Source organism: Micromonospora sp. H33 (assembly GCF_052068455.1).
Classification (GTDB): domain Bacteria; phylum Actinomycetota; class Actinomycetes; order Mycobacteriales; family Micromonosporaceae; genus Micromonospora.
Genome location: NZ_JBQHDE010000001.1, coordinates 915,190 through 939,689, shown reverse-complemented (window position 1 = coordinate 939,689; position 24,500 = coordinate 915,190). Strand labels below are relative to the sequence as shown.

Below are 24,500 nucleotides of genomic sequence, written 5' to 3'. Positions count from 1 at the left end.
CCCCGTAACCCGGCCCCGTAAGGGTCCATCCCGCCGTGTTATGGGCAACTCGACATGTTCATTTCGCGGTTCACCGCGCTCTACCCTCAGCTAGATCGGCGGTCATCGATTCACTCGTCACGAACGGGTGGACGGTCGGCGGCCGTTCGGAGGGAGGTAGGAGATGGGTGTCCCACGCAGGTGCGTCCTGGTCGGGGTGGCCGCGCTGGCCATGGTGGCCGCCGCGACGCCGGCGCTCGCCGCCGAGCCGGTGGGTACGGTCCGCAGCGCCGGCGGTGCAACCGCCGTCCCGGACAGCTACATCGTGGTCTTCAAGGACAGCGCGGTCAGCCGTGCGGCCGTCGGGTCGTCGCTGAACCGGCTGGTCAGCAAGCACGGCGGCACCGTGGCCCGGACGTACAGCGCGGCCGTGCGCGGTGCCGAACTCCGGATGAGCGCGCAGGCGGCCGCCCGCATGGCCGCCGACCCCGCGGTGGCGTACGTCGAGCAGAACCACACCGTGTCGATCGCCGGCACCCAGACGAACCCCCCGTCCTGGGGCCTCGACCGGATCGACCAGCGGAACCTGCCCCTGAACAGCTCGTACACGTACCCGAACACGGCGGGCAACGTGACGTCGTACATCATCGACACCGGCATCCGGACGACGCACTCGGACTTCGGCGGCCGGGCGACGTGGGGCACCAACACCGCCGACAGCAACAACACCGACTGCAACGGCCACGGCACGCACGTCGCCGGCACCGTCGGCGGGACGGCGTACGGCGTCGCCAAGGCGACCCGCCTGGTGGCCGTGAAGGTGCTCAACTGCCAGGGCAGCGGCACCAATGCCGGGGTCATCGCCGGCATCGACTGGGTCACCGCGAACGCGGTCAAGCCCGCCGTCGTCAACATGAGCCTGGGCGGTGGGGCGAGCACGGCCACCGACGACGCCGTGATCAACTCGATCAACTCCGGCATCACGTACGCGGTCGCCGCCGGCAACGGCGACATCTTCGGCAACCGGCAGAACGCCTGCAACTACTCCCCGGCCCGGGCCGGTCCGGCGATCACCGTCGGTGCCACCCAGAACAACGACGCCGCCGCGAGCTTCTCCAACTTCGGCACCTGCGTGGACATCCTGGCACCGGGCGTGAACATCACGTCCGCCTGGCTCACCAATGACACCGCGACGAACACGATCAGCGGCACCTCGATGGCGTCGCCGCACGTCGCCGGGGCCGCGGCGTTGGTGCTCTCGGCCAACCCGTCGTGGAGCCCGCAGCAGGTCCGGGACTACCTGGTCAACAACGCGACCCCGAACGTGGTCACGAACGTGGGCACCGGCACCCCGAACCGGCTGCTCTACGTGGTCAACGGCGACACCCCGCCGCCGACCAACGACTTCTCGGTCTCGGTGTCGCCGACCTCCGGCTCCACCGCGCCCGGCGGCTCCGTCACCGCGACCGTGGCCACCGCCACCACCAACGGTTCCGCCCAGTCGGTGAGCCTGTCGGCCAGCGGCCTGCCGTCCGGCGCCACCGCCGCGTTCAACCCGGCCACGGTCACCTCGGGCGGGTCGTCGACGCTGACCATCAGCACCTCGGCCAGCACCCCGGCCGGCACGTACACCGTGACCGTGACCGGCACGGCGGCCTCCGGCACCCGGACCGCGACGTACTCGCTGACGGTCACCGGCACCGGCGGCGGATGCTCCGGGACGAACGGCAGCGACGTGGCGATCCCGGACACCGGCGCGACGGTGGCCAGCCCGATCACGATCTCGGGCTGCAACCGGAACGCGTCGGCGACCTCGAGCGTCGCGGTGAACATCGTCCACACCTGGCGCGGTGACCTGGTCATCGACCTGATCGCCCCGGACGGGTCGGCGTACCGGCTGAAGAACAGCAGCTACTGGGACAGTGCCGACAACGTCAACGCCACCTACACGGTGAACCTGTCCGGCGAGGCGGCGAACGGCACCTGGCGACTCCAGGTGCGGGACGTCTACGCCGGTGACACCGGCTACATCAACACCTGGACCCTGACCCTCTGAGACCTGGTTCCCACGGCCGGGGCCCCTTCCGGATCACCGGGAGGGGCCTCGTGCCGTCCGGGGACGGGTCGTCAGACCGCGAAGCCAGCGGGGCGCTCGGTGGCGGGGGCGGGTGGCTCCGCCTTCCACAGGCCGGTCCTCTGCGCGGCGAGCCGGGCGAGGTATGCGGGGTTGAGGATCACGTACCGCCGCCAGAGCCGCTTCGGCTCCAGGCCGAGCCGCCAGAACCATTCGAGGCCGGCCCGCTGCATCCACGGCGGCGGCTGCTTGAGCAGGCCGGCGTGGTAGTCGAAGGCCGCGCCGACCGCCATCAGCGGCATGTCCAGCAGCGGCCGCATGGCGTACGCGAAGACCTCCTGGCGGGGGCAGCCCAGCCCGACCAGGACGAGCCGGGCCCCGCTGGCCTTGATCCGATCGGCGATCTCGACGTCCTCGCCGGGCTGGACGGCACGGAACTTGGACGGCTCCACCCCGGCGATCTTCAGGGCCGGGAACATCCGCTCCAGCGCCGGGATCAACCGGGCGAGCGTCTCCTCGGTGGACCCGTACAGGTAGACCGGGAGCCCTTCCTCGGCGAAGCGGCGGAGCACGTGCAGGGTCAGCGTCGGACCGTAGACCCGGTCGGTCAGGCCGGCGCCGTGCAGCAGGTTGAGGGCCCAGCGCACCGGCTGCCCGTCCGGGGTGACCACGTCGAACGAATTGAGGCGGGCGTTGTGCGCGCGGTCGAGCACCCCGGTCATCACGCCGTGCACCGCCAGGGCCGTGAGGGCCAGCGGCCGCCGCTCGTGCGCCGCCGCCACGACCGCCTCGGTCGCCTCGGCGTAGTCGGTGGCGTCGACCAGGACGCCGAGGACGTTCCCCTTGCCCCGCCCGCTCATGCCTGGGGCACCCACTTGTCCACGTTGGCCTCGTGAATCTCGCGCATGATCATGGGTACGTCGTACACCTGCTTCCACTCCGGATAGTCGGACTGGAAGGCCTCGTTCGAACCGATCCACCACTTGTGGTCGCCGATCCGGTTGGCCTCGACGTACTCGGAGATCATCTCCTGGCCGGTAATCTGCTCGGCCAGGGCGAAGGCCTCCCGCATCGAGGTGTTGGAGTGCCGCCCGCCGCCGAGGTTGTAGACCGCGGCGGAGCGCGGGTTGCGGAAGAACGCCTCGAACGCGGAGACCACGTCCGAGCTGTGGATCGCGTCCCGGACCTGCTTGCCCTGGTACCCGTAGATCCGGTACTTCCGCCGCTCCATGTTGGCCCGCATCACGTAACCGAGGAAGCCGTGCAGTTCGGTGGCGGAGTGCGCCGGCCCGGTCAGCGTCCCGCCCCGGAAGCAGGCCGTCCGCATGTCGAAGTAGCGGCCGTACTCCTGCACCATCACGTCCGCGGCCACCTTGGAGGCGCCGAAGATCGAGTGCAGGCAGGCGTCGATCGACATGTCCTCCCGGATGCCCTGCTCGTACGGGTGGCCCGGCTCGATCTCCCAGCGGGTCTCCAGCTCCACAAAGGGCAGGCTGTTCGGTCGGTCGCCGTACACCTTGTTGGTGGAGCAGTGGATGACCGGCGCCTCGATGCAGTGCTCGCGGACGTTCTGCAGGACGTTGAGGGTGCCGGCGGCGTTCACGTCGAAGTCGGTGAACGGGTCGCGGACGGCCCAGTCGTGCGACGGCTGCGCCGCGGTGTGGATCACCACGGCGATGTCGGTGCCGTAGCGGCGGAAGAGCTTCGCGAGACCGTCCCGGTCCCGGATGTCGACGCTGTGGTGCGAGTAGGCCCGCCCCAGTTCGTCGTTCAACCGACGGACGTTCCAGGCGGTCGAGGCCTCCTCGCCGAAGAACTCCTGCCGCATGTCGTTGTCGATACCGACCACGTCGAGCCCGAGGCCGGCGAAGTGCCGGACCGCCTCGGAGCCGATCAGCCCGCCCGACCCGGTCACGAACGCGACACTCACACGACACCCCATCGTCCGTCGGTGGCAGAAACCATCGGAGCATAGCGTGACGGACGACATGCCCCGATACGCCACGAGGGCCCCGCTAGCGCGGAGCCCTCGTCGTGGTGGGGAAGGGGGGAGTTGAACCCCCACGCCCTTTCGGGCACACGGACCTGAACCGTGCGCGTCTGCCATTCCGCCACTTCCCCGTGGCTTCGACCCGGAACACTGTACTGTGTCCCGCCCCGCCGTCTCCAGCGGGCCCGGCCATCCTACGCGGCTCCCGGTCGTTGTCGCGAACGGTTACCCTGTGTGGCGGTTACCGTTCGTGGCGGACGAAAGATTAGCACGAGGAGATCGGCCCGGCCGAACGGGCCGTCACCAGACGGCCGAGCGGCGTGTGAGCTGCGCGCGCGCCGGGCGGATACCATCATGTCCTCGGGACCCGAGGAGGAGCCGGTGAGCGTGCTGCAACGCTTCGAGAAGCGTCTGGAAGGCCTGGTCGAAGGGGCCTTTGCCAAGGTCTTCAAAGGGGTGGTCCACCCCGTGGAGATCCTCAACGCCATGCAGCGGGAGGCCGAGGCGCACAAGGCGATCCTGGCCGGTGGGCGCACGTTGGTGCCCAACCGCTACGTGATCGATCTCTCGCCGTACGACCACAGCCGTCTGGCGCCGTACGCCGCCGCACTGGCCCAGGAGCTGGCCCAGTCGCAGGCGGAGTTCATCGGCGAGCAGGCGTGGACGGTCTACGGCGACGTGATCGTCGAGATCGAACGAGGTGAGGGCCTCGACACCGGCATGTTCCGGGTCACCGCCGAGGTCTACACAGGCGGCGAGGTCGCCCCGGTCTCCGCGCCGGGCTACGACGCCGGCCCGCCGGCGTACCCCGCGTACGACCAGGGGGGCGGCTACGGCCCGCCGCCCGGCCACGGCGGCGGCCGCAACGTACGGCTCGTCTCCGGTGACGGGCGCACCTACCCGCTCCAGATGGGCTCGACCGTCATCGGCCGTGGCGACCAGGCCAACCTGCGCCTGCCCGACGTCGGCATCTCCCGCCGGCACGCCCGGCTCGACTTCGACGGCGGCCAGGTCGTGCTGACCGACCTCGGGTCGACCAACGGCACGATGGTCAACGGCCAGCGGGTCTCCGCCGTCGCCCTCAACCCCGGTGACATGATCCAGCTCGGCACCACGACGCTGACCTTCCGCGTGGACGGCTGATCCGCCTTGCCGGAACTCGTCATCACCGTCGCCCGGTTCGGGTTCCTGATCCTGCTGTGGATCTTCGTGTTCACGGTGGTCGGAGTGATCCGCCGCGACCTCTTCGCGGGTGCCCGGTCGGGCCGGCTGGTGGCGGCGCCGCGCGCCGTCGGCGCCTCCCTCGGGCAGGCGGCGAAGCCGGCCAAGGCGAAGCGGGGACGGGCGGCGCACCAGTTGGTGGTGACCGCCGGTCAACTGGCGGGCACTCGCATCACGCTCGGTGAAGCGCAGATCACCATAGGTCGCGCCGAGGACTCCACCCTCGTGATCACCGACGACTACGCCTCCGCGCGACACGCCCGGCTCGTGCCGCGCGACGGGCAGTGGTTCGTCGAGGACCTCGGTTCGACTAACGGCACGTACCTGGATCGCGCTAAGGTCACCGGACCAACCCCCGTCCCCCTCGGCGTGCCGATCCGTATCGGCCGCACCTCACTCGAATTACGGCCATGACTCTGACCCTGCGCTATGCGGCCCACAGCGACCGCGGTCTGATCCGAGACGGTAACCAGGACTCCGTCTACGCCGGGCCGCGGCTACTCGCCGTCGCCGACGGCATGGGCGGCATGGCTGCCGGTGACGTCGCCAGCAACATCGTCATCGGTGCCATGGCGCCGCTCGACGAGGACGTCCCCGGTGACGCCCTCGTCGACGCGCTCCGCTCGGCCGTCAACAACGCCACCCAACAGCTCCGCGAGACCGTGGACGCCAACCCCGAGCTGGAGGGCATGGGCACCACGCTCACCGCGATCCTCTTCTCCGGCAGCAAGCTGGGCATGGTGCACATCGGTGACTCGCGGGCGTACCTGCTGCGCCACGGCGAGTTCGCCCAGATCACCAAGGACGACACGTACGTCCAGATGCTCGTCGACGAGGGCCGGATCAGCGCCGAGGAGGCGAGCAGCCACCCGCAGCGGTCGCTGCTGACCCGGGCGCTCGACGGCCGGGACATCGACGCGGAGTACTCGGTCCGTCAGGTGCTCCCCGGTGACCGGTACCTGATCTGCAGCGACGGTCTGTCCGGCGTGGTCAGCGCGGACACCATCGCGGAGACCCTGCGCGAGTACGTCGATCCGCAGCAGTGCGTCGAGCGGCTGGTGCAGCTCGCGTTGCGCGGCGGCGGCCCCGACAACATCACCGTGATCATCGCCGACGCGACCGACCAGGACATCGTCGAGGCGAGCCCGATCGTCGGCGGCGCCGCCTCCCGGGACCGGGGCATGGCCACCTCCGCCGACGTCTCCACGCCGGCGGCCCGCGCCTCGGCGCTCTCCGCGCCCCGACCGGCCGCGCCCGAGGAGCCGACGGCCGGCGCCGACGACGAGCCGGAGCGCCGCCGGCACCGCCCGGTGCGCGCCGCGGCGATGACGCTGGCGCTGCTCGTCCTGCTCGGCGGGGCGGTGTTCGGCGGGTGGAGCTACACGCAGCGGCAGTACTACGTGGGCGCCACCGAGGACGGCCAGGTCGCCGTCTTCCGGGGCATCCAGGGCCAGATCGCCGGCATGGATCTCTCCGCCGTGCACTCCACCAGCCCGGCCGAGCTGGACGACCTCACCCTCGCCGCGCAGGAGCAGGTCAAGCAGGGCATCCCGGCGAAGAGCGAGCCGGACGCGGAGCGCCGGCTGGCCGAGCTGACCGCCGACACGCCGACGAACCCCAACCTCAAGCCGACCTGCCCGCCGAGCCCGACGCCGAGCGCGGTCACCGTCACGGCCACGCCGACGCCGACCGTGGCGCCGGGGACGGCCGCGCCCACCGCCAGCGCGGCGCCGAGCACGCCGGCCGCGACCGGCGTGCCGGCCGCCCCGACCACCACGCCCGACGCCCTGCCCTCGGATCCGGTCACGCCGACCGTCGACCCGGCCGCCTGCCGGTCGCCCGAGTGAGCGTCGGCTCGACCCGTCAGGACGATCCGTGACCGCAGCGGCCACCCCGGCATCCCCGCCCGCCACCACGGGTGGGCAGCCCGGTGTGCGCCTGGCCCGGTCGCGGCGCAACGCCGAGCTGTCCCTGCTGCTGCTCGCGATGGTGCTGGTCGCCGCGTACGCGGCGATGGTCGAGGCGAACGTGCTCGAGACCGTCACCCCGGACTTCTGGGTTCCGGCCGCCGCGCTCAGCGCGGTCTTCCTCGGCCTGCACGTGGCGATCCGGTTCCTGGCCCCCTTCGCCGACCCCGCGCTGCTGCCGGCGGTCGCACTGCTCAACGGTCTCGGGGTCGGGTTCCTGCGCCGGCTCGACCTGGCCCGGGCCACCCCCGTCGAGCGGGCCGACCTGGCGATCTTCGCCGGTACCGGGGGCCGGCAGCTCGCCTGGACGCTGGCCTCGGTGGTCCTCGCCGCCGGGCTGCTCCTCCTGGTCCGCGACCACCGCTCGATCTCCCGGTACGCGTACACCCTGGGGCTCGCCGGCATCGTGCTGGTGATGATCCCGGCGGTGCTGCCGTCGAGCATTTCCGAGATCAACGGGGCGAAGCTCTGGGTCCGCGTCGGCGGCTTCTCCATCCAGCCCGGTGAGTTCGCCAAGCTGGCGCTGCTCGCGTTCTTCGCGTACTACCTGGTCCGCAAGCGGGAGGTGCTCTCGCTGGCCAGCCGACGGATCCTCGGCGTCGACTTCCCGCGCGGGCGGGACCTGGGTCCGGTCGTGGTGGTCTGGCTGATCAGCCTCCTGGTCCTCGTCTTCGAGAAGGACCTGGGCACCTCGCTGCTGTACTTCGGCATGTTCGTGGTGACGCTGTACATCGCGACCGAGCGGGTCAGCTGGCTGCTCATCGGTCTCGTGCTCTTCTTCGGCGGTGCCTACCTCGCGTACGTGCTGGGCAGCACGGTCGGCGGGCCGTTCGCCAACTTCTACCTGCGTGCCGAGATCTGGCTGGACCCGTTCGCCGACCCGTACGAGGACGGCTACCAACTGGTGCAGGGCCTGCTCGCCCTCGGCACCGGTGGCCTCTTCGGGGCCGGGCCCGGCGGCGGCCAGCCGCTCAAGCTGCCCGAGGTGCAGAACGACTTCATCTTCGCCGGCATCGGCGAGGAGATCGGGCTCTTCGGCCTCTCCGCCCTGCTGGTGATCTACCTGCTCATCGTCGAGCGGGGGCTGCGGGCCGCCCTGGCGGTGCGCGACTCGTTCGGCAAGCTGCTCGCCGGCGGCCTGGCGTTCACCCTCGGCCTTCAGGTCTTCGTGATCGTCGGCGGGATCAGCAAGCTGATCCCGCTCACCGGCCAGACCACCCCGTTCCTCTCCGCCGGTGGCTCCTCGCTGATGGCGAACTGGCTGCTCATCGCGGTCCTGCTCCGGGTCTCCGACGGTGCCCGCCGGCCGGTGACCGGCGGAGGCGGCGGGGTGGCCCGGCCGGCGGGCGGCCCGCCGGAGCAGCTGCACGGTGCCCCCACGGAGGTGATCAAGCCGTGAACGCACCCCTGCGCCGCGTCGGCGTCGTCGTGATCGTCCTGTTCGGGCTGCTCTTCGCGAACCTGAACTGGGTCCAGGGTTACAAGGCGGACGAGTACCGCAACAGCGACTACAACGGTCGCGTCCAGGTCGCCGAGTACAAGCGCAAGCGCGGCAACATCGAGGCCGGTGGCACGGCGTTCGCGGTGAGCAAGGAGACCGGCGGTGAGCTGACGTTCCTGCGCACCTACCCGGGCGGGGCGAAGTACGCCCACGTCCTCGGGTACAAGCCGGTCAACCTGGCCGAGACCGGCATCGAGAAGGCGGAGAACGACTTCCTCGCCGGCACCAGCGACCAGCTGATCGCCAACCGGGTCAAGGACCTGTTCACCGGTGACCAGACCGCCGGCGGCAACGTGCTCCTCACCATCTCCAAGCGGGCGCAGGACATGGCGTACGAGCAGCTGCGCGAGAACGAGAACGGCGTGGCCAAGGGCGCGGCCATCGCGATCGACCCGCGTACCGGTGCGGTGCAGGCCCTCGTCTCCATGCCGAGCTTCGACCCGAGCCCGCTGGCCAGCCACGACACCGACGAGGCCACCGCCGCGTACAACCAGCTCGAGCAGGACCCGAACCGCCCGCTGCGAAACCGGGCGCTCGGTGAGGTGCTGCCCCCGGGCTCGACCTTCAAGATCGTGGTGGCCGCCGCCGCCCTGGAGAACGGGATCACCCAGGAGACCCAGATCCCCGCCGGGTCCAGCTACACGCCCCCCACCTCCGGCTCGCCGATCCGCAACGCGGCCCGGTCGATCTGCCCGGAGTCCCAGGTCACGTTGCTGAACGCGGTGACCGAGTCGTGCAACACCGGCTTCGCCCAGCTCGGCGTCCGGCTCGGCGCGGACGCCATCAAGGAGAAGGCGCGGCAGTTCGGCTTCGAGCAGGACGACCTGACCGTCGGCCGGCTCGGCGAGGGCGGGCACAACGTGGCGGCCAGCCGGACCGGCAGCATGCAGAACGCCGACGGCGGCGACGACCCAGCGGCGCTCGCCCAGTCCTCGATCGGGCAGCGCGACGTCCGGATGACCCCGCTCCAGGGGGCCCTGATCGCGGCCACCGTGGCCAACGGCGGCGGCCAGATGCGGCCGTACCTGGTCCGCCAGCTCCTCGGCCCGGACCGCACCACCGACTACTACACCGCCCGTCCGCGCGAGCTGCGCCGGCCGGTCAGCGGCCAGGTGGCCACCGACCTGCGCGAGATGATGGTGAGCGTCGTCGAGAACGGCACCGGCCGGAGCGCGCGGATCAGCGGCTACACCGTCGGCGGCAAGACCGGCACCGCGCAGTCCGGCCCGAACACCCGCGACCACGGTTGGTTCATCGGCTTCGCCCTGGACAAGGACGGCAACCCCGTCTCGGCGGTCTGCGTCCTGTTGGAGGAGGCCGGTGACGGCGGCAGCGCCGAGGCGGCCCGGATCGGCGGCCAGATCATGCGGGCGGCGATCAACGACCCCGGGAGTCGCTGACATGCTCAGCCCCGGGGTGAAGCTCGGCAACCGGTACCGCCTCGACGAGCGGATCGCCAGCGGCGGCATGGGCGACGTCTGGCGCGGCACCGACCAGGTGCTCGGCCGGACGGTCGCCGTGAAGAGCCTGCTCCCGGCGCTGCTCGACGATCCGGATTTCGCCGAGCGGTTCCGCGGTGAGGCGCGCACGATGGCCACCATCAACCACCCCGGTGTGGTGGACGTCTACGACTTCGGCAGCGACCAGCAGATCGCCTACCTGGTGATGGAGTACGTGGAGGGCGACGCGCTCTCGGCGACCCTGAGCCGGGTCGGGCGGCTCACCCCGGCCCGCACGATGGCCCTGGTCGCCCAGGCCGCCGACGCGCTGCACGCCGCCCACGTGAAGGGCATCGTGCACCGGGACGTGAAGCCCGGGAACCTGCTCGTCCGGCCGAACGGCACCCTCGTGCTCACCGACTTCGGCATCGCCCGCTCCGACCTGGTGGCGCAGCTCACCGCCGCCGGGTCGGTGCTCGGTACCGCCTCGTACATCTCGCCCGAGCAGGCCACCGGCGGGGTCGCCACCTCCGCCTCGGACGTGTACGCGCTCGGCGTGGTCGCGTACCAGTGCCTCGCCGGCCGGCGGCCGTTCGAGGGGGACAATCCCCTCGAGATCGCCATGCGGCACGTCCAGGAGACGCCCCGGCAACTGCCCGCCGACATTCCGCCGCAGGTGCGCGCCGTGGTCGAGCGGGCCATGGCGAAGGACCCGGCGGCCCGCTGGCCGAGCGCGGCGGCGCTGGCCGGGGTGGCCCGCCAGTTGAAGGTCCAGCTCTCCCAGGCCGCCCGCGCGTCGGGCCGGGCCAATCCGGTCTCCCCCGCGTCGCCGGCCCCCGGCCGGGCCCAGGTGCCGCCGCCGTCGACGGCCCGCCCGCCGGTGGCCCACCGGCCGCCGGCCACCGCGCCCCAGGCGCCCCGCCCGCCGGCGTCGCCGCCCCGTCCACCGGTGGTGGCGCACGCCACGTCGGCCCCGCGGCCACCGGCGGGGCCGGGCTGGCCCCAGGGCGCGGCGGCCGTGCCGTCGGCGCCGACCCGACCGGGGTACGCTCCGAAGCCCGCTCCTCCGCCGCCGCCACCGCGCCGGTCCCGGCCCGGGATGGTGTTCCTCGCCATCCTCCTGGCCGTACTGGTACTGGTCTGCTCCGGCGTGATTTCCTACAACCTGCGGTCGTCGGCGCTGCCCGGGGAACCGGGCACGTCGGCACCGCGGACGGTGACGTCCGGCGCGCTGCGGCTCGACGGACGCGACGATCCGGCCGGAACGTCGTACCGTCGACAGCAACTGCCCCGGCCGGGCGGCGACGTGACGACGACGAGCGAAGGACGACAGACGCGATGACAGCGCAGGCCCGCCTGCTCGGTGGCAGGTACCAGGTCGGCGAGCTGCTCGGCTACGGCGGCATGGCCGAGGTGCACCGCGGTCGCGACCTGCGGCTCGGTCGGGACGTCGCGATCAAGATGCTCCGGACGGACCTGGCCCGGGACGCCACCTTCCAGATGCGGTTCCGCCGGGAGGCGCAGAACGCCGCGTCCCTCAACCACCCGGCCATCGTCGCCGTCTACGACACCGGCGAGGAGCAGGCGCCCACCGGCGAGACCCTGCCGTTCATCGTGATGGAGTTCGTCAACGGGCGCACCCTCAAGGAGGTGCTGGGCGCCGAGGGCCGGCTCCAGCCGCGCCGGGCGCTGGAGATCTGCGCCGACATGTGCGCGGCGCTGGAGTTCAGCCACCGGCACGGCATCATCCACCGGGACATCAAGCCCGGCAACGTGATGCTCACCCAGACCGGTCAGGTCAAGGTCATGGACTTCGGCATCGCGCGGGCCCTGGCCAGCGGTGCCACCACGATGACCCAGACCAGCGCCGTGATCGGCACCGCGCAGTACCTGTCGCCCGAGCAGGCCCGGGGCGAGGCGGTCGACGCCCGCTCCGACGTGTACGCCGCCGGCTGCGTGCTCTTCGAGCTGCTCTGCGGCCACCCGCCGTTCGTCGGGGACAGCCCGGTCAGCGTCGCGTACCAGCACGTACGGGAGGCGCCGCCGACGCCGAGCGACCTCAACCCGGAGGTCAGCCCGGCGGTCGACGCGATCGTGCTCAAGGCGCTGTCGAAGAACCCGCTGAACCGCTACCAGAGCGCCGGCGAGATGCGGGCCGACCTGCTCCGTGCCGCCGCCGGCCGTCCGGTGCTGGCCACCCCGGTCATGCGCGAGGAGGAGACGACCCAGCTCGCGCCGGCCGGCGCCGGCTATCCGCCCGCCGCGCCGGGTGGCCCGCGGACCCAGCAGATCCCGGCCCGGGTCGGCGACCCACGCCGCCGCAAGGCGTCGTCCTGGCTGATCGCCACCTTCGCCGCGCTCGGCGTGCTCGCGGTGATCGCGCTGGTGGCCGCGCTGCTGTTGAACCAACAGGGCGACCAGCGGGCCACGGTGCCCGACGTTGCCGGGATGACCCAGGAGCAGGCGTTCGCGGAGATCCGCGAGGCCAACCTGACGCCGGACACCGGCGAGCAGGTCTTCAACAGCACCTGCCAGAAGGATCGGGTGGTGGGCCAGGAGCCGGGCGCGAACGCCCGCCTGGAACCGTCCCAGGTCGTCACGATCCGAATCTGCGGCGGTCCGGCGACGAAGGTGATCCCGGACACCCTGGTCGGCTCGCCCTTCGAGAACGCGAAGCGGCAACTGGAAGTCCAGGGCTTCAGGGTCAAGCGCGCGGAGACCGACGGCGAGCAGGACAAGGACATCGTGGTCCGGGTGTCGCCGGATGAAGGAGCCCAGGCGGCCGAGGGCGCCGAGGTCACCCTGGTCGTCTCCAGGGGCAACATCGGCACCGTGCCGAACGTGGTGAACTCCTCCGTCGAGGACGCGCGGGATGAGTTGGTAAACGCCGGCTACAAGGTCGACGTCGAGGAGGGCCAGGCAGTGCCGGCGAGCGAGGCCGGCCGGGTGATCGCGCAGGATCCGGAGCCGCGGACCAAGCTCGCCAAGAACAAGACGGTGACGATCACCGTGACGGTCGAAGAGGAGCCGACCCAGTCGCCGACGACGACTCCGACTGCGACGCCGACGACCACGCCGACGGGTGGCGGCGGGGCTGGCCTGCCGCTGTTCCGGACCTCGCCGCCGGCCCGCCAGCCGACCGACTGACGGCGCTTTCCCGGTCAGCTCGCGCTGAAGGCGGCGCGGCGGCGGGCGTCGACCTCGGCGGCCAGTTCGGGCGCGCGCTCCAGCGCCTCGACGTACCCGCAGGACGCCACCCAGTTGGCCAGCATGAGGTGGCCGCCCTCGGTCAGCACCGACTCGGGGTGGAACTGGACGCCCTCGATCGGCAGCGTCCGATGCCGCATCGCCATCACCACGCCGGAGCCCGTCCAGCCGGTCACCTCCAGCTCGTCCGGCAGCGTCTCCGGCAGGACGGCGAGCGAGTGGTAGCGGGTCGCCGTGAACGGGTCGGGCAGGCCGGCCAGGACGCCGATGTCGTGGTGCCGCACCTCCGACGTCTTGCCGTGCAGCAGCTCGGGTGCCCGGGCGACGGTCGCGCCGAACGCCTCGCCGATCGCCTGGTGGCCGAGGCAGACGCCGAAGAGGGGCAGCGTGCCCGCGTACTCCCGGATGACGTCGAGGCAGATGCCGGCGCGGTCCGGGCTGCCCGGCCCGGGGGAGAGCAGGACGCCGTCCGCGCCGACCTTCCCGACGTCGGCGACGCTGATCTCGTCGTTGCGGCGTACCTCGCAGTCAACGCCGAGCTGGCCCAGGTACTGCACCAGGTTGAAGACGAACGAGTCGTAGTTGTCGATGACCAGAACGCGCACGGGTCACTCTTCCGGGGAGGGGGGCGGGCTGTTGTTCTCGTCGGTGTCGTACGGCAGGTCGTGCTCGTCGCCGGCGGGCGCCTCCCCGTCACCGGGCAGCGGATCACCGGGTACGCCGGAGTCCTGGGTGACCTGCACGTCGTCGAACGGCAGCAGCGGTTCCGCCCAGGGGAAGACCACGTACCAGAGCAGCGCCACCATGGCTGCGGCCAAGAGCAGGCTGCCGGTGAGCTTGCCGGGCAGACCGAACGGCAGTTTCCGCCAGATCCAGGCGTACATGGTCCTCAGTTCCCCAGCTCCGCCGGGCGACCCGCCGACTTGGCCTGCTTACGGGTCAGCTCCGCATGGATGATCAGGCGCTCGTAGTTGTCGAACTTGGGGTTGCAGGTCGTGAGGGTGAGCATCGCCGCGGTCGGCCGCGCGCCGGGCTTCCCCGGCACCGGGGCGACCACCTCCACCTGGGTCGGCTTGACGATGTGGTTGCGCGTCACCTGGTAGACGTACCAGTTGTCGCGGTCCTCCACCACGATCGTGTCGCCCTCGTCCAGCTCGTCCAGCCGCCAGAAGGTCGCCCGGTTGCGGTGCCCGGCGACGGAGAAGTTGCCCACCTGGCCGGGCATCGCACTCGTCGGGTAGTGACCCGGCGCGTACCGGATGTCCTTCTGGGTGACGCCCTCGACGACGACCCAGTTCTTGTCGAGCTTCGGGATGTAGAGCCCGGCGATCGGCTTGCCCTGCACCGGCGCCGGCGGCTTGGCGGACGCGGACGGGCCGGCGGACGGGGCGACGGTGGGGTCGCCGGTCGGGCCCCAGGCCTGGGCCAGTTGCTGGCTGAGGTCGTTCTGATGGGCGTCGACGATCGCCGACTTGCCCCAGACCTCGTACCCGGCGAACAGGAGCACCACCAGGCCGAAGGTGATGAGCAGCTCCCCGGTGACGCGGACGCCGGTGCGGAGGCGGGAGCCGAGCGTGGGACGGGTCAGCTCCGAGTAGACGCTCCGGTAGCCCTCGCCGGTCTGCTCCGGGCGCAGCTTGACGACCCGTTCGCCCCGGCGCGGCGGGGGCGGTTCCGGCGACCCGCCGTCACCGGCCGGCTCCTCGGTGCGGGGCGGGCGGGGGACGGCACCCATCAGGGCGGTCGAGTCGAGCGCGGGAACCGGCGGCGTACGGCCGGGCACCGGCGGGATCAGCGCGGTGGCGTTCGGGTCGGCGGGCCGGGCCGGGGAGACCGGAGCGGCGTCGGTGCGCGGGATCCCGCCACCCGCGGCCGGGCCGGCGTCCCGGCGCGACGTCGCCAGGGGCATGATCGCGGTCGGGGCGTCACCGACGCTGGTGGCCCGGTCGCGGGGCGGCGCGGGGGCCTCCCGGCCGGGGCCGGAGCCGGCGGTGACCGGCCGGGCGTCGTCGCGGTAGCGCGCCGGCCCGACCTCCCGGGCGGGCTCACCGGGGGCCGCGGGCTGCGGCGGGGCCGGCTGCGGTGTGGCGGACTGTACGGGGCCGGGCTGCGGCGGCGTTGTCGAACGGGTGGTGTCCGCGTCGACCGGTGGACGGTGCCCGAGCTGGTCCGGGTGTCGCGTGGTGTCCTGCGGCGGGGGAAGCGGTGCGGCCCCCGAGCCGGGCCACCGCGGCGGAGCGGCGCGATCGGGCCCGGGAACGCCTTCGGGGGCGGCTGGGCTCCCGACCGCGGGTGAGGTGGGCCAGGTCTGCTCCGAGGGAGCGGTCTCGTACCGGGTGAAATCCGGCCGGATGCCGCCGTGCGGCCCGCCAGCGGCCCTGGGGTCGTGCGGGGCGGCACCGGCCTTCAGGTCGTGGGGCGCGGCACCGGCTCGGGTGTCGTGCGGTGGAGTGCCGGTCCGCGGGTCGTGGGCGGAGCCGGGCCCAGCATGGAGCGGGGGTCGGGCATCATCGGCCGGGGCCGGGCGGTGCGGTGCGGGCGACCGGGGTGGCAGCATCGGCTCGGGCCAGCGTATGGCCGGCCGGTTCGCCGCGTACGGTGGTGCGCCGGACGGCTGCGGCGGCTGGTTCGGCGGGGGGCCCGGAGCCGCCGGTGGGTGCTCCGGAGGGTGGGGATCGCGGGCCGGACGGTCGACCTTGCGCAGGAACGCCGTGGGCTCGTCGCTCCGGTTTCGGTGCCGGCCGTCCCGGTCGTCCCACCAGTCGTCCGGTGCCCTGGTCACCTGGGCACCGTCGCCGAGCGCAGTGTCGTCGAGCCATCGAACGCCGGCACCGTGACGGTCGAGACGGTCTCCGAGTATCCGAGCTTGTAGGTGTCGACCAGATCCCTGAACAACCGGACTCCCTCAGACTCGGCGAGGGCCCGCGTGAGGGCGGCGGGATCACCGATCGCTACGATCTTGAACGGAGGGGAGTACACCCGGCCGTGCAGCAGCAGGGTGTTACCGACGCAGCGTACCGCGCTGGTGGCGAGCACGCGGACGTTCATGATTGACATGGCCTCCGCGCCGCCGGCCCAGAGCGCGTTCACCACGGCCTGCACGTCACCCTGGTGGACGACCAGGTCGTCGTTGGTCGCCCCGGCGGGCAGTGTGCCGTCCCCGCGGCGCGGGGCGTCGTTGAGTTCCACGATCACACCGGGCCCGGTGAGTTCGGTGAAGCCGGCCGCCTGGCGGCTGGCCGCCGCCCGGTCCTGCTGCTCCTTGATCGGCCCGTCCGACTCGGCGAGGGCGGTGGTGCGGCCCTCGACCTCCTCGCGGAGCGTGGCGGCCCGCTGCTCGCTCGCCGCCACCTCGTCCCGGCGGTCCTGGATGAGTTGGTTGAGCTGGGGGCGCCGGTCCTCGCGCAGGGTCGTCCCCCCGGCCGTGGTGGCGGTCGTGGTGAAGAGCAGCCCGGCCGCCGCCGCGATCAGCGGCACGCCGATCGACCATCCGGGGCGTCGCTGCTGGGGGCGTCGCAGCAGCGCCGCGCCGGCCCGCCGGAGGACCTTCTGCCAGGAGGCCGCGCCGGATGTGTACTCCACGGGGCGTTCCTCCCCCTCGTCACGTGCCAACCCGTCCCGGCGACGCCGCCGGCCGGCGACCCGTCCGGCCCCCGATCGGGGTGTCCGAGCACCGGAGAAGACCCTTTCGTGGCCTGGACGGGTCTTCGGGACTACGCTAGCTGTCGAACATTATTGGCCAAGGACCGTCGCCCTCGCGCCCGGTTGTCAGGCCGGACGAGGTCGTCACCCCCTCTGGAGAGCGTCGTGCCCAAGTCTCAGGTCCGCAAGAAGAAGGTGTACACCCCGCCGACGGACGTGCGTCCGACGGCGACGGCGGCGACGCGCAAGCCTAGCCCGGTCTGGCTGCCCATCACGGCGGTCGCGCTCATCGTCGCCGGCATCGGCTGGCTGGTGGTCTACTACCTCTCCGAGCAGCAGTACCCGGTCATGGCGTGGGGTTACTGGAACCTCGCGGTGGGCTTCGGCGCCATGGTCGCCTCCCTGATCCTGCTCTCGCGCTGGCGCTGAGCTCCTGACTCCCCTCCCGGCCGTCGCCGGGAGGGACCACGTCACTCGACACGGCCCCTGCCCGGCAGCGCCGGGCGGGGCACCCTATGGTGTGCGCAGGGCGGCGTGGCCGAGGTGCGAGAAGACTCACGTTACCGCTGGGTAACCTTGCGCGTAGGCTGCACTGCATGACCGAGCGGAGCGAGGTCATCGACCGGTCCGGTCGAGGGTGCGGCAGCGGCGACGCCGACCGTCCCCTGACCCGGGCACCGGTCGCCGAGCCGCTCGAGGCAGCAGCAGACCGGGGAGGGCCGACTCGATGGGCAGCGTCCAGATCGTCACCACGATCGTCGCGGCCGCCATCACCGCCGTGGCGGTGTGGCTCGCCGTACGCGCGGTCATGAAGATGGTGGCCGTGGTCCGGCTGGGCCAGCCGGATCCGTCGCGCTTCGGCGACAAGGCCACCCGGACGAAGACGATGCTGGCCGAGACCGCCGGCCACACCCGGATGCTCCGGTGGAGCGTCGTGGGCGCCGCGCACTGGTTCGTGATGGTCGGCTTCATCGTGCTGTCGCTGCTCGTGCTGGAGGCGTACTTCGAGGTCGTCTCCCCCACCGGCGGGCTGCCGCTGGTCGGCGGGTGGGCCCTCTACGGCCTGGTCACCGAGTGGCTCGGCATCCTCGGCATCGTCAGCATCCTGGTGCTGATCACGATCCGGCTCCGCAACCGGCCGACCCGGCCGGGCGGGCGCTCCCGGTTCACCGGCTCCACGATGTGGCAGGGCTACTTCGTGGAGGCCGTGATCCTCGCGGTGCTGATCATGGGCTTCCTGATCCGGGGCTTCAAGGTCGCCACCGACCACTTCGAGTACCCGGTCTGGGCGGCTCCGCTCAGCCACGCGGTCGGCGGCCTCCTGCCCAACTGGGAGGCGGGGGTCAGCCTCGCCGCCGTCGTCAAGATCATGATCTCGATGACGTGGCTCATCGTGATCTCGCTGAACGTCACCATGGGCGTCGCGTGGCACCGCTTCCTGGCGTTCCCCAACATCTTCTTCAAGCGGGACCCGGGCCGAAAGGGCTCCGGCCTCGGTGCGCTGAAGCCGATGACCAGCAACGGCAAGCCCCTCGACTTCGAGGAGGCCGACCCGGAGAAGGACCAGTTCGGCGTCGCCCAGGTCGAGCAGTTCACCTGGAAGGGCCTGCTGGACTTCAGCACCTGCACCGAGTGCGGTCGCTGCCAGTCGCAGTGCCCCGCGTGGAACACGGGCAAGCCGCTGTCGCCGAAGCTGCTGGTGCTCAGCCTGCGCGACCACGCGTACGCGAAGGCCCCCTACCTGCTGGCCGGCGGTGGCAAGGACCTGACCGGTGAGGAGAAGGCGACCGCCGCGCAGCTCGCCCACATGGACGTGCTGGCGCTCGCCGAGGCCGACAAGCCGCTCATCGGCACCGCCGAGGAGAACGGCGTCATCGACCCGGACGTGCTGTGGTCCTGCACCACCTGCGGCGCCTGCGTCGAGCAGTGCCCGGTCGACATCGAGCACGTCGACCACATCGTCGACATGCGCCGCTACCAGGTGCTCATCGAGTCGAGCTTCCCGTCCGAGGCCGGCGTGATGCTCCGCAACCTGGAGAACAAGGGCAACCCGTGGGGCGCCCCGCAGAACACCCGCGAGGACTGGACCAAGGGCCTGGACTTCGAGGTGCCACGGGTCGGCGAGGTCGACGACTTCGAGTACCTGTTCTGGGTCGGCTGCGCCGGCGCCTTCGAGGACCGGGCCAAGAAGACCACCCGGGCGGTCGCCACGCTGCTCAACGAGGCGGGCGTCAAGTTCGCGATCCTGGGCGAGGGCGAGACCTGCTCCGGCGACCCGGCCCGGCGCATCGGCAACGAGTTCGTCTTCCAGATGCTCGCCCAGCAGAACGTCGAGACCCTGAACGAGGCGTTCGACGGTCGCGAGAAGGGCAAGCGGAAGATCGTCGCGACCTGCCCGCACTGCTTCAACACCCTGGGCAACGAGTACGGCCAGCTCGGCGGCGAGTTCGAGGTCGTCCACCACACGCAGCTGCTGGCCCACCTGGTCGCCACCGGCAAGCTGACCCCGGTGCAGCCGGTCGACGGCGGCGTCACCTACCACGACCCCTGCTACCTGGGCCGGCACAACCGGGTCTTCGCCGCCCCGCGCGAGGTGCTGGGTGACGCCATCCAGGGCGAGATCACCGAGATGCCGCGTAACAGCGAGCGCTCCTTCTGCTGCGGTGCCGGCGGTGCCCGGATGTGGATGGAGGAGCGGATCGGCAAGCGCATCAACGTGGACCGGGTCGAGGAGGCCATGGCCACCGGTGCGAAGACGGTCGCGGTCGGCTGCCCGTTCTGCTCGACGATGCTGAACGACGGCGTGAACGGCAAGGGCGCCGGCGAGCAGGTCGAGGTGGTCGACGTGGCCAGCGTGCTGCTGCGCTCGGTCAAGCCCGAGCAGACGCAGGGCGAGAAGGAGAGCGAGCCGGTCGCCGGCTGACGCGTACGCCTGGACCTGCGACGGCGGCGGCACCCGATGGTGCCGCCGCCGTCGGTCGTTCAGCTGGTGGTGGTGACCATGATGGCCGCGGTGGCGGCCGACGTCGCCAGCAGGACCGCGGCCTGGGTCTCCGTGATCGCCGTCCGCGTTGCCGCCGACGCCCAGTCGCCGGCACCGATCTCGGCGAGCCGCCGCTTCACGTTGTCCTTCGGCAGCTCCCGGAACAGCGTGCGGTGCAGCCCCACGGCGTGGACCAGGCCGAGCAGCGCGGCCGTGCGCTGGTCCACCGGCCCGTCGCCGGCCACCGCCGCGGACATCAACCGCCGGGCCGCCGTCTCCGCCTCCGGCTCCCCGCCGGTCGACGACGGATAGCGGGTACGCGGAAACACCCAGAGGACGCGGTCCGACTCGCGGCGCAGCACGCCGGCCGTCACCAGCCCGTCCAGGATCTGCTCGGGCAGGTCCTTCGCGAGCTGGGTCACCCACTCCTTCGGCCGGCGCCGCTTCGGGTCCTCGCTGATCCGGTGCAGGGCCTCGTCGAGCTGGTGCTGACCGACCGGGCTGAGGTCCGTCACCACCAGGCGCTCGTCGGCGACCGCGACCCGGCCGGCGATCGCCAGCTCCACCAGCAGCGCACCGGCGAGCCCGTGGTCGAGCGCCGGCCGGCCGAGCCGGTTCACACCCTCGTCGTCGTAACTGAGCAGGGCCAGGTCGTGGGCGAGCGTGTGATGGGCCATGTCCTGACGGTAACCCGGCCGGGCCAGAAGCTGCCGTATCGACAACTGTCATCACCTCTGATTCCGTGCACCCATGGTGCACACGCGGTTGCACAGCAGTGACGGGAACGCCCGCTGCCTTGATTCCGCACCGGACCTTCCCTAATGTGGGGCGTCGGCCGCTGTGGATCGTCTGTCTCGCCCCCTTCCCCGTCGCGAGGCGCCCAGCGGTGGTTGCAAAAGGAGTCGGTGCCGGTGGCAACCACGCCCCCTCATCGTCCCGCCCTGGGACGGTCCCGCCGTCCGGGCGGCCTGCGCCGGGTCGTCCACCGTCTGCTCACCCTGGTCGCCGCCGTTGCGGTCGGCGCTGGCGCGCTCAGCGCGCCCGCGTACGCCGAACCGTCCGTGGACGAGATCGAGGCCGCGATCGACAAGCAGTGGCGCCAGTTGGAGCCCACGATCGAGCAGTACAACAAGGTCCGGGCGCAGCTCAAGGTCAACCGCAAGAAGTCGGCCGACCTCCAGAAGAAGATCACGCCGCTCGCCCTGGAGAGCGAGATGGCGATGAACCGGGTTGGCGACCTCGCCTCCCGGTACTACATGACCGGCCCGTCGCAGGAGATCAGCGCGCTGCTGGTCAACGCGGATCCGGAACTGCTCGGCGAGCAGCTCGCCCTGCTGGACCGGCTCGCGGCCCACGAGCGAAAGCAGCTCGAGGGTGTGCTGGCGATCCGCAAGAAGTACGACGACCAGAAGGCCGCGCTCGACAAGCTCATCGCCACCCAGGTCAAGCAGCAGCGGGAGCTGGAGGCGAAGAAGAAGCAGATCGACGCCGAGATCAAGCGCCTCGAGCGGTCGCTTCCGGTCACCACGGTGATGACCGAGAAGTGCCCGACCATCAGCGGGGTGGTCAGCGAGGCCGCCCGGATCGCCATCAGGACCGCCTGTGCTCAGGTCGGCAAGCCGTACGTCTGGGGTGCCGCCGGTCCGAGCGGCTTCGACTGCTCGGGCCTGACCCAGTACGCGTACAAGGCGGCCGGCATCTACCTGACCCACCACACGGGCGACCAGTGGAACGAGGGCAAGGCGATCTCGCGGTCCGACGCCCGCCCCGGTGACCTGATCTTCTTCTTCAGCGACCTGCACCACATGGGCCTGTACCTCGGCAACGACAAGATGGTTCACGCGCCCCGGACGGGCAAGCCGGTCCAGGTCTCCAGCATCAACACCATGCCGGTCGCCGGCTTCCGCCGACCTGGCTGATCCGCGCACATCGGACCGAGGGCCCCGGACGTGTCGTCCGGGGCCCTCGTCGTTCGTGCGGGCGGTGTGTCAGCGGGTCGGCCAGGTGCGCCAGTTCTGCCAGGAGCGGCTCGGCGTCGGCCCGCGCTGCCCCTGGTACCGCGACCCGTAGACGGCCGACCCGTACGGGTGCTCGGCCGGCGAGGAGAGGCGAAAGATGCAGAGCTGGCCGATCTTCATGCCGGGCCACAGGGTGATCGGCAGGTTCGCCACGTTCGACAGCTCCAGCGTCACGTGACCGGAGAAGCCCGGGTCGATGAAGCCGGCGGTCGAGTGGGTGAGGAGCCCGAGCCGGCCCAGCGAGCTCTTGCCCTCCAGACGCCCGGCGAGCTGGTCGCCGAGCGAGATCACCTCGAGCGTCGAGGCGAGTACGAACTCGCCGGGATGCAGCACGAACGGCTCGCCGTCGGGCACCTCGACCACGGAGGTCAGGTCGTCCTGCTGCCGGGACGGGTCGATGTGCGTGTAGAGGTGGTTGTTGAAGACCCGGAAGAGCTTGTCCAGCCGTACGTCGATGCTCGACGGCTGCACCAGCGTGGGGTCGAACGGCTCCAGCGCCAGCGTGCCGGCCTTGATCTCGGTGACCAGGTCGCGGTCGGAGAGCAGCATCGCACCACCATAGCGAGCGAGGCGGTCGAGTCCGGTGTCGGCGTGCTGTTCGTACAAATGTTCGATAGAATGCCACCATGGCTTCCTGGTCCGAATTCGCCGCCGACGAGCCCCGACTCGCCGACGGGATCAGTCGTCTCCTCCAGCAGTACGGGCCGGGCCTGGGCTACCTGGCCACGGTCCGCGCCGACGGCGGCCCACGGGTGCACCCGGTCTCTCCCGTGGTCACCGACGAGGGCCTCTTCTGCTTCGTGATCGACTCGCCGAAGCGGCGAGACCTGGAGCGCGACGGGCGCTATGCGCTCCACTCCTTCCCCGCGGAGGAGAGCGACGACGAGGCGTACGTCGCGGGCCACGCCCGCCCGGTGACCGATCCGGCCCGGGTGGCCCGCCTGGCCCACCTGCACCGCGCGACCGCCCAGGTGGACTGGCGGCTCTTCGAGTTCACCGTCGACGTCGCGATGCTGGCCCGCCACGACTCCGCCGGTGGGCTGGCGCGGCCGGCCGTCCAGGTCTGGCTGGATCCGGACGCCCGCCGCGCGCCGGACGCCCACGTCGCGCTCGCCCGTCCGGCCGCCTGAGGGCACGGGAAACGGGCCGAAAAGCGCCGGTGCCGGCTCCGAGGTTCGGAGCCGGCACCGGATCGGGTACGCCGGGAGCTACGCCGCCCGGTACGCGTTCCAGGCGGTCAACATGCGGCTGGCCTGGCCCGCGGTGAACTGGTACATGCAGTTGTCGTACGTGTAGTCCATGAAGTTGGTGATCGGGTCCAGACCCGGCGCGGTGCAGGTGTCTCGACCGGTCGGGCACTGGTACGCCGGGGAGGCCTCGGCCGGGGTGTCGCTGACGCTGTCACCCGAGCCGGCGCACCCACCCTGGAAGGTGTGGTACAGGTTCAGCCAGTGGCCGACCTCGTGGGTACCGGTGTCGCCGAGGTTGTAGTTGGTCTCGGTGCCGCCCGGGAGCGACTCGTTCAGCACGACAACGCCGTCCATCTTGTCCAACGACCGCTTCGGGAAGGTCGCCCAGCCGAGCAGGCCGGGATCCACGGCGCCGACGTAGAGGTTCAGCGTGCCCTTGCCGCCGGTGCGAAGCGACGTCTTCATCGCCCGCTCCGTCGAGGAGCCCTGGAGGATCGGGTACCAGTCCGTGTTGGTCACGCGGTTGATCTTTTGAAGCTGGAAGGTGAAGGCGGTGGAGGCCCCGCCGGTCGCTCCGCTGAAGGACTGGTTCAGCACGTTGATCTGCGAGGTGATCATCGAGTCCGGGATGTTGCCGCCGGCCCGCGTGGCGTTCTCCTGGATCACGTGAACGACGACCGGGATGGTGATCGAGGCGGCGGCAGCGGTCGACTGCGAGCGCAGACCCTTCCGCTTGGCGCGCTCCTGCACCAGGTCGGCCAGCTCGGCCTCCCGCGTGTGCACCTGGGCGAGGGTCAGCTGGTTCGGGTCGTGCTTGACGGCGCCACCGGGACGCGCCTTGGACTTCGCCAGAGCGCCGGCCGGCTCGCACACCTCGCTCGCCGCGGGGGCGGCGAGGGGGGTGCTGGCGGGGGCCGCGGTCGGCAGGAAGCCGACCGTGGCGGCACCGAGGAGCAGTGCGAACGACGTCGACGCGATGCCGGCGTTACGACGAGTCAGCAGGTTGGGACGAAGTCCCATGGGCCCACCTCTTTCTGGCGGCGCGGCAGGGGGTGTGGCGCGCCGGGACTGGAAACGTGTGGCAGACGTTACAACCCATAGACAGATTTGAGAACGACCATATGTTGCCGCTAGGAAACATTTTGCTGCCACGGGTGGACTCATGATCGATGTTGCGGGGGTCCCTGTCCACCCCGTCCCGACCCCCGGGCGGGCTGGTCACGGCGCTGGCCGTGTCGCCGGGTACCTGGGTGCACGGAGGGCGCGGCCTCAGGTACAGTGGTGCCGCC

Annotated in this window: 21 protein-coding genes and 1 tRNA gene; 12 read left to right on the top strand and 10 right to left on the bottom strand. The window is 71.6% G+C overall.

Going from position 1 to position 24,500, the window contains the following annotated elements; genetic code table 11:
• The first annotated feature begins 163 nt into the window (after window positions 1-163).
• Complete coding sequence (locus ACTMS0_RS04465; RefSeq protein ID WP_441153771.1) at window positions 164-2,035, top strand: S8 family peptidase; 1,872 nt, start codon at window positions 164-166, stop codon at window positions 2,033-2,035.
• 71 nt (window positions 2,036-2,106) lie between these two features.
• Here the strand turns inward: ACTMS0_RS04465 and ACTMS0_RS04460 are convergent, their stop codons facing one another.
• From ACTMS0_RS04460 to ACTMS0_RS04450, 3 genes are all read right to left on the bottom strand, one after another.
• On the bottom strand, window positions 2,107-2,913 hold the full coding sequence (locus ACTMS0_RS04460; protein ID WP_441153770.1) for a WecB/TagA/CpsF family glycosyltransferase: 807 nt from the start codon (window positions 2,911-2,913) through the stop codon (window positions 2,107-2,109).
• On the bottom strand, window positions 2,910-3,983 hold the full coding sequence (locus tag ACTMS0_RS04455) for an NAD-dependent epimerase/dehydratase family protein (protein ID WP_441153769.1): 1,074 nt from the start codon (window positions 3,981-3,983) through the stop codon (window positions 2,910-2,912). Before ACTMS0_RS04455 ends, ACTMS0_RS04460 begins: the two co-directional genes overlap by 4 nt.
• Before the next feature lie 105 nt (window positions 3,984-4,088).
• Window positions 4,089-4,174 (bottom strand) — tRNA-Leu (locus ACTMS0_RS04450).
• A 223-nt stretch (window positions 4,175-4,397) separates the two neighbouring features.
• Between ACTMS0_RS04450 and ACTMS0_RS04445 the strand changes: the two genes are divergently transcribed.
• Genes ACTMS0_RS04445 through pknB form a run of 7 tightly spaced genes read left to right on the top strand, consistent with a single transcriptional unit; the run spans window position 4,398 to window position 13,318 of the window.
• Entirely contained in the window at window positions 4,398-5,186 is a 789-nt protein-coding gene (locus ACTMS0_RS04445; RefSeq protein WP_088996759.1) for an FhaA domain-containing protein, read from the top strand.
• A 6-nt stretch (window positions 5,187-5,192) separates the two neighbouring features.
• Window positions 5,193-5,678, top strand: coding sequence for an FHA domain-containing protein FhaB/FipA (locus ACTMS0_RS04440; protein ID WP_111134465.1), 486 nt, complete (start codon window positions 5,193-5,195; stop codon window positions 5,676-5,678).
• Entirely contained in the window at window positions 5,675-7,111 is a 1,437-nt protein-coding gene (locus ACTMS0_RS04435) for a PP2C family protein-serine/threonine phosphatase (protein ID WP_441153768.1), read from the top strand. The genes ACTMS0_RS04440 and ACTMS0_RS04435 overlap by 4 nt, the downstream gene beginning before the upstream one ends.
• 28 nt (window positions 7,112-7,139) lie before the next feature.
• Window positions 7,140-8,630: an FtsW/RodA/SpoVE family cell cycle protein gene (locus ACTMS0_RS04430; RefSeq protein WP_441153767.1), complete on the top strand. Its 1,491-nt coding sequence runs from the start codon at window positions 7,140-7,142 to the stop codon at window positions 8,628-8,630.
• Window positions 8,627-10,132 carry a peptidoglycan D,D-transpeptidase FtsI family protein gene (locus tag ACTMS0_RS04425; protein ID WP_441153766.1) on the top strand — a complete coding sequence of 502 codons (1,506 nt, stop codon included), beginning with the start codon at window positions 8,627-8,629 and terminating at the stop codon, window positions 10,130-10,132. The genes ACTMS0_RS04430 and ACTMS0_RS04425 overlap by 4 nt, the downstream gene beginning before the upstream one ends.
• Before the next feature lies 1 nt (window position 10,133).
• Window positions 10,134-11,513 (top strand): protein kinase domain-containing protein, encoded by a 1,380-nt coding sequence (locus ACTMS0_RS04420; RefSeq protein WP_441153765.1) that lies wholly within the window; start codon window positions 10,134-10,136, stop codon window positions 11,511-11,513.
• Window positions 11,510-13,318 (top strand): Stk1 family PASTA domain-containing Ser/Thr kinase, encoded by a 1,809-nt coding sequence (pknB, locus tag ACTMS0_RS04415; RefSeq protein ID WP_441153764.1) that lies wholly within the window; start codon window positions 11,510-11,512, stop codon window positions 13,316-13,318. The genes ACTMS0_RS04420 and pknB overlap by 4 nt, the downstream gene beginning before the upstream one ends.
• 14 nt (window positions 13,319-13,332) lie before the next feature.
• Here the strand turns inward: pknB and ACTMS0_RS04410 are convergent, their stop codons facing one another.
• From ACTMS0_RS04410 to ACTMS0_RS04395, 4 genes are read right to left on the bottom strand one after another with little or no spacing between them, the layout of a single operon-like run.
• Window positions 13,333-13,983, bottom strand: a complete 651-nt coding sequence (locus tag ACTMS0_RS04410) for an aminodeoxychorismate/anthranilate synthase component II (protein ID WP_441153763.1) — start codon at window positions 13,981-13,983, stop codon at window positions 13,333-13,335.
• Between the two features lie 3 nt (window positions 13,984-13,986).
• Window positions 13,987-14,262, bottom strand: coding sequence for a hypothetical protein (locus ACTMS0_RS04405; RefSeq protein WP_441153762.1), 276 nt, complete (start codon window positions 14,260-14,262; stop codon window positions 13,987-13,989).
• Between the two features lie 5 nt (window positions 14,263-14,267).
• Window positions 14,268-16,160, bottom strand: coding sequence for a class E sortase (locus ACTMS0_RS04400; RefSeq protein ID WP_441153761.1), 1,893 nt, complete (start codon window positions 16,158-16,160; stop codon window positions 14,268-14,270).
• Entirely contained in the window at window positions 16,157-16,960 is an 804-nt protein-coding gene (locus tag ACTMS0_RS04395) for a DUF881 domain-containing protein (RefSeq protein WP_441153760.1), read from the bottom strand. Before ACTMS0_RS04395 ends, ACTMS0_RS04400 begins: the two co-directional genes overlap by 4 nt.
• Window positions 16,961-17,185: 225 nt before the next feature.
• On the opposite strand from ACTMS0_RS04395, the gene ACTMS0_RS04390 reads away from it, so the two are divergent.
• Both ACTMS0_RS04390 and ACTMS0_RS04385 read left to right on the top strand, forming a co-directional pair.
• The gene (locus ACTMS0_RS04390) at window positions 17,186-17,449 is read left to right on the top strand and encodes a cell division protein CrgA (protein WP_441153759.1); all 264 of its coding nucleotides are present in this window, start codon (window positions 17,186-17,188) and stop codon (window positions 17,447-17,449) included.
• Between the two features lie 298 nt (window positions 17,450-17,747).
• Window positions 17,748-19,943 carry a (Fe-S)-binding protein gene (locus tag ACTMS0_RS04385; RefSeq protein WP_441153758.1) on the top strand — a complete coding sequence of 732 codons (2,196 nt, stop codon included), beginning with the start codon at window positions 17,748-17,750 and terminating at the stop codon, window positions 19,941-19,943.
• A 59-nt stretch (window positions 19,944-20,002) separates the two neighbouring features.
• On the opposite strand, the gene ACTMS0_RS04380 is transcribed toward ACTMS0_RS04385, so the two are convergent.
• Window positions 20,003-20,680: a GOLPH3/VPS74 family protein gene (locus ACTMS0_RS04380; protein ID WP_441153757.1), complete on the bottom strand. Its 678-nt coding sequence runs from the start codon at window positions 20,678-20,680 to the stop codon at window positions 20,003-20,005.
• A 228-nt stretch (window positions 20,681-20,908) separates the two neighbouring features.
• On the opposite strand from ACTMS0_RS04380, the gene ACTMS0_RS04375 reads away from it, so the two are divergent.
• A complete protein-coding gene (locus ACTMS0_RS04375; RefSeq protein ID WP_441153756.1) occupies window positions 20,909-21,922 on the top strand; it encodes a C40 family peptidase in 1,014 nt (337 codons plus the stop codon).
• Window positions 21,923-21,991: 69 nt separating this feature from the next.
• On the opposite strand, the gene dcd is transcribed toward ACTMS0_RS04375, so the two are convergent.
• Window positions 21,992-22,570, bottom strand: coding sequence for a dCTP deaminase (gene dcd, locus ACTMS0_RS04370; protein ID WP_167999085.1), 579 nt, complete (start codon window positions 22,568-22,570; stop codon window positions 21,992-21,994).
• A gap of 77 nt (window positions 22,571-22,647) precedes the next feature.
• Here dcd and ACTMS0_RS04365 point away from each other — a divergent pair, with 77 nt between their 5' ends.
• Window positions 22,648-23,151 (top strand): pyridoxamine 5'-phosphate oxidase family protein, encoded by a 504-nt coding sequence (locus tag ACTMS0_RS04365; protein ID WP_441153755.1) that lies wholly within the window; start codon window positions 22,648-22,650, stop codon window positions 23,149-23,151.
• A 78-nt stretch (window positions 23,152-23,229) separates the two neighbouring features.
• On the opposite strand, the gene ACTMS0_RS04360 is transcribed toward ACTMS0_RS04365, so the two are convergent.
• Window positions 23,230-24,231 (bottom strand): zinc metalloprotease, encoded by a 1,002-nt coding sequence (locus tag ACTMS0_RS04360; RefSeq protein ID WP_441153754.1) that lies wholly within the window; start codon window positions 24,229-24,231, stop codon window positions 23,230-23,232.
• Window positions 24,232-24,500: the final 269 nt, after the last annotated feature.

Excerpts from the sequence above, each read along its gene's own strand:
- ACTMS0_RS04465 (WP_441153771.1), top strand. The coding sequence starts at position 164 with ATGGGTGTCCCACGCAGGTGCGTCCTGGTCGGGGTGGCCGCGCTGGCC.
- ACTMS0_RS04460 (WP_441153770.1), bottom strand. The coding sequence starts at position 2,913 with ATGAGCGGGCGGGGCAAGGGGAACGTCCTCGGCGTCCTGGTCGACGCC.
- ACTMS0_RS04445 (WP_088996759.1), top strand. The coding sequence starts at position 4,398 with ATGTCCTCGGGACCCGAGGAGGAGCCGGTGAGCGTGCTGCAACGCTTC.
- ACTMS0_RS04435 (WP_441153768.1), top strand. The coding sequence starts at position 5,675 with ATGACTCTGACCCTGCGCTATGCGGCCCACAGCGACCGCGGTCTGATC.
- ACTMS0_RS04420 (WP_441153765.1), top strand. The coding sequence starts at position 10,134 with ATGCTCAGCCCCGGGGTGAAGCTCGGCAACCGGTACCGCCTCGACGAG.
- pknB (WP_441153764.1), top strand. The coding sequence starts at position 11,510 with ATGACAGCGCAGGCCCGCCTGCTCGGTGGCAGGTACCAGGTCGGCGAG.
- ACTMS0_RS04405 (WP_441153762.1), bottom strand. The coding sequence starts at position 14,262 with ATGTACGCCTGGATCTGGCGGAAACTGCCGTTCGGTCTGCCCGGCAAG.
- ACTMS0_RS04385 (WP_441153758.1), top strand. The coding sequence starts at position 17,748 with ATGGGCAGCGTCCAGATCGTCACCACGATCGTCGCGGCCGCCATCACC.
- ACTMS0_RS04380 (WP_441153757.1), bottom strand. The coding sequence starts at position 20,680 with ATGGCCCATCACACGCTCGCCCACGACCTGGCCCTGCTCAGTTACGAC.
- dcd (WP_167999085.1), bottom strand. The coding sequence starts at position 22,570 with ATGCTGCTCTCCGACCGCGACCTGGTCACCGAGATCAAGGCCGGCACG.
- ACTMS0_RS04365 (WP_441153755.1), top strand. The coding sequence starts at position 22,648 with ATGGCTTCCTGGTCCGAATTCGCCGCCGACGAGCCCCGACTCGCCGAC.
- ACTMS0_RS04360 (WP_441153754.1), bottom strand. The coding sequence starts at position 24,231 with ATGGGACTTCGTCCCAACCTGCTGACTCGTCGTAACGCCGGCATCGCG.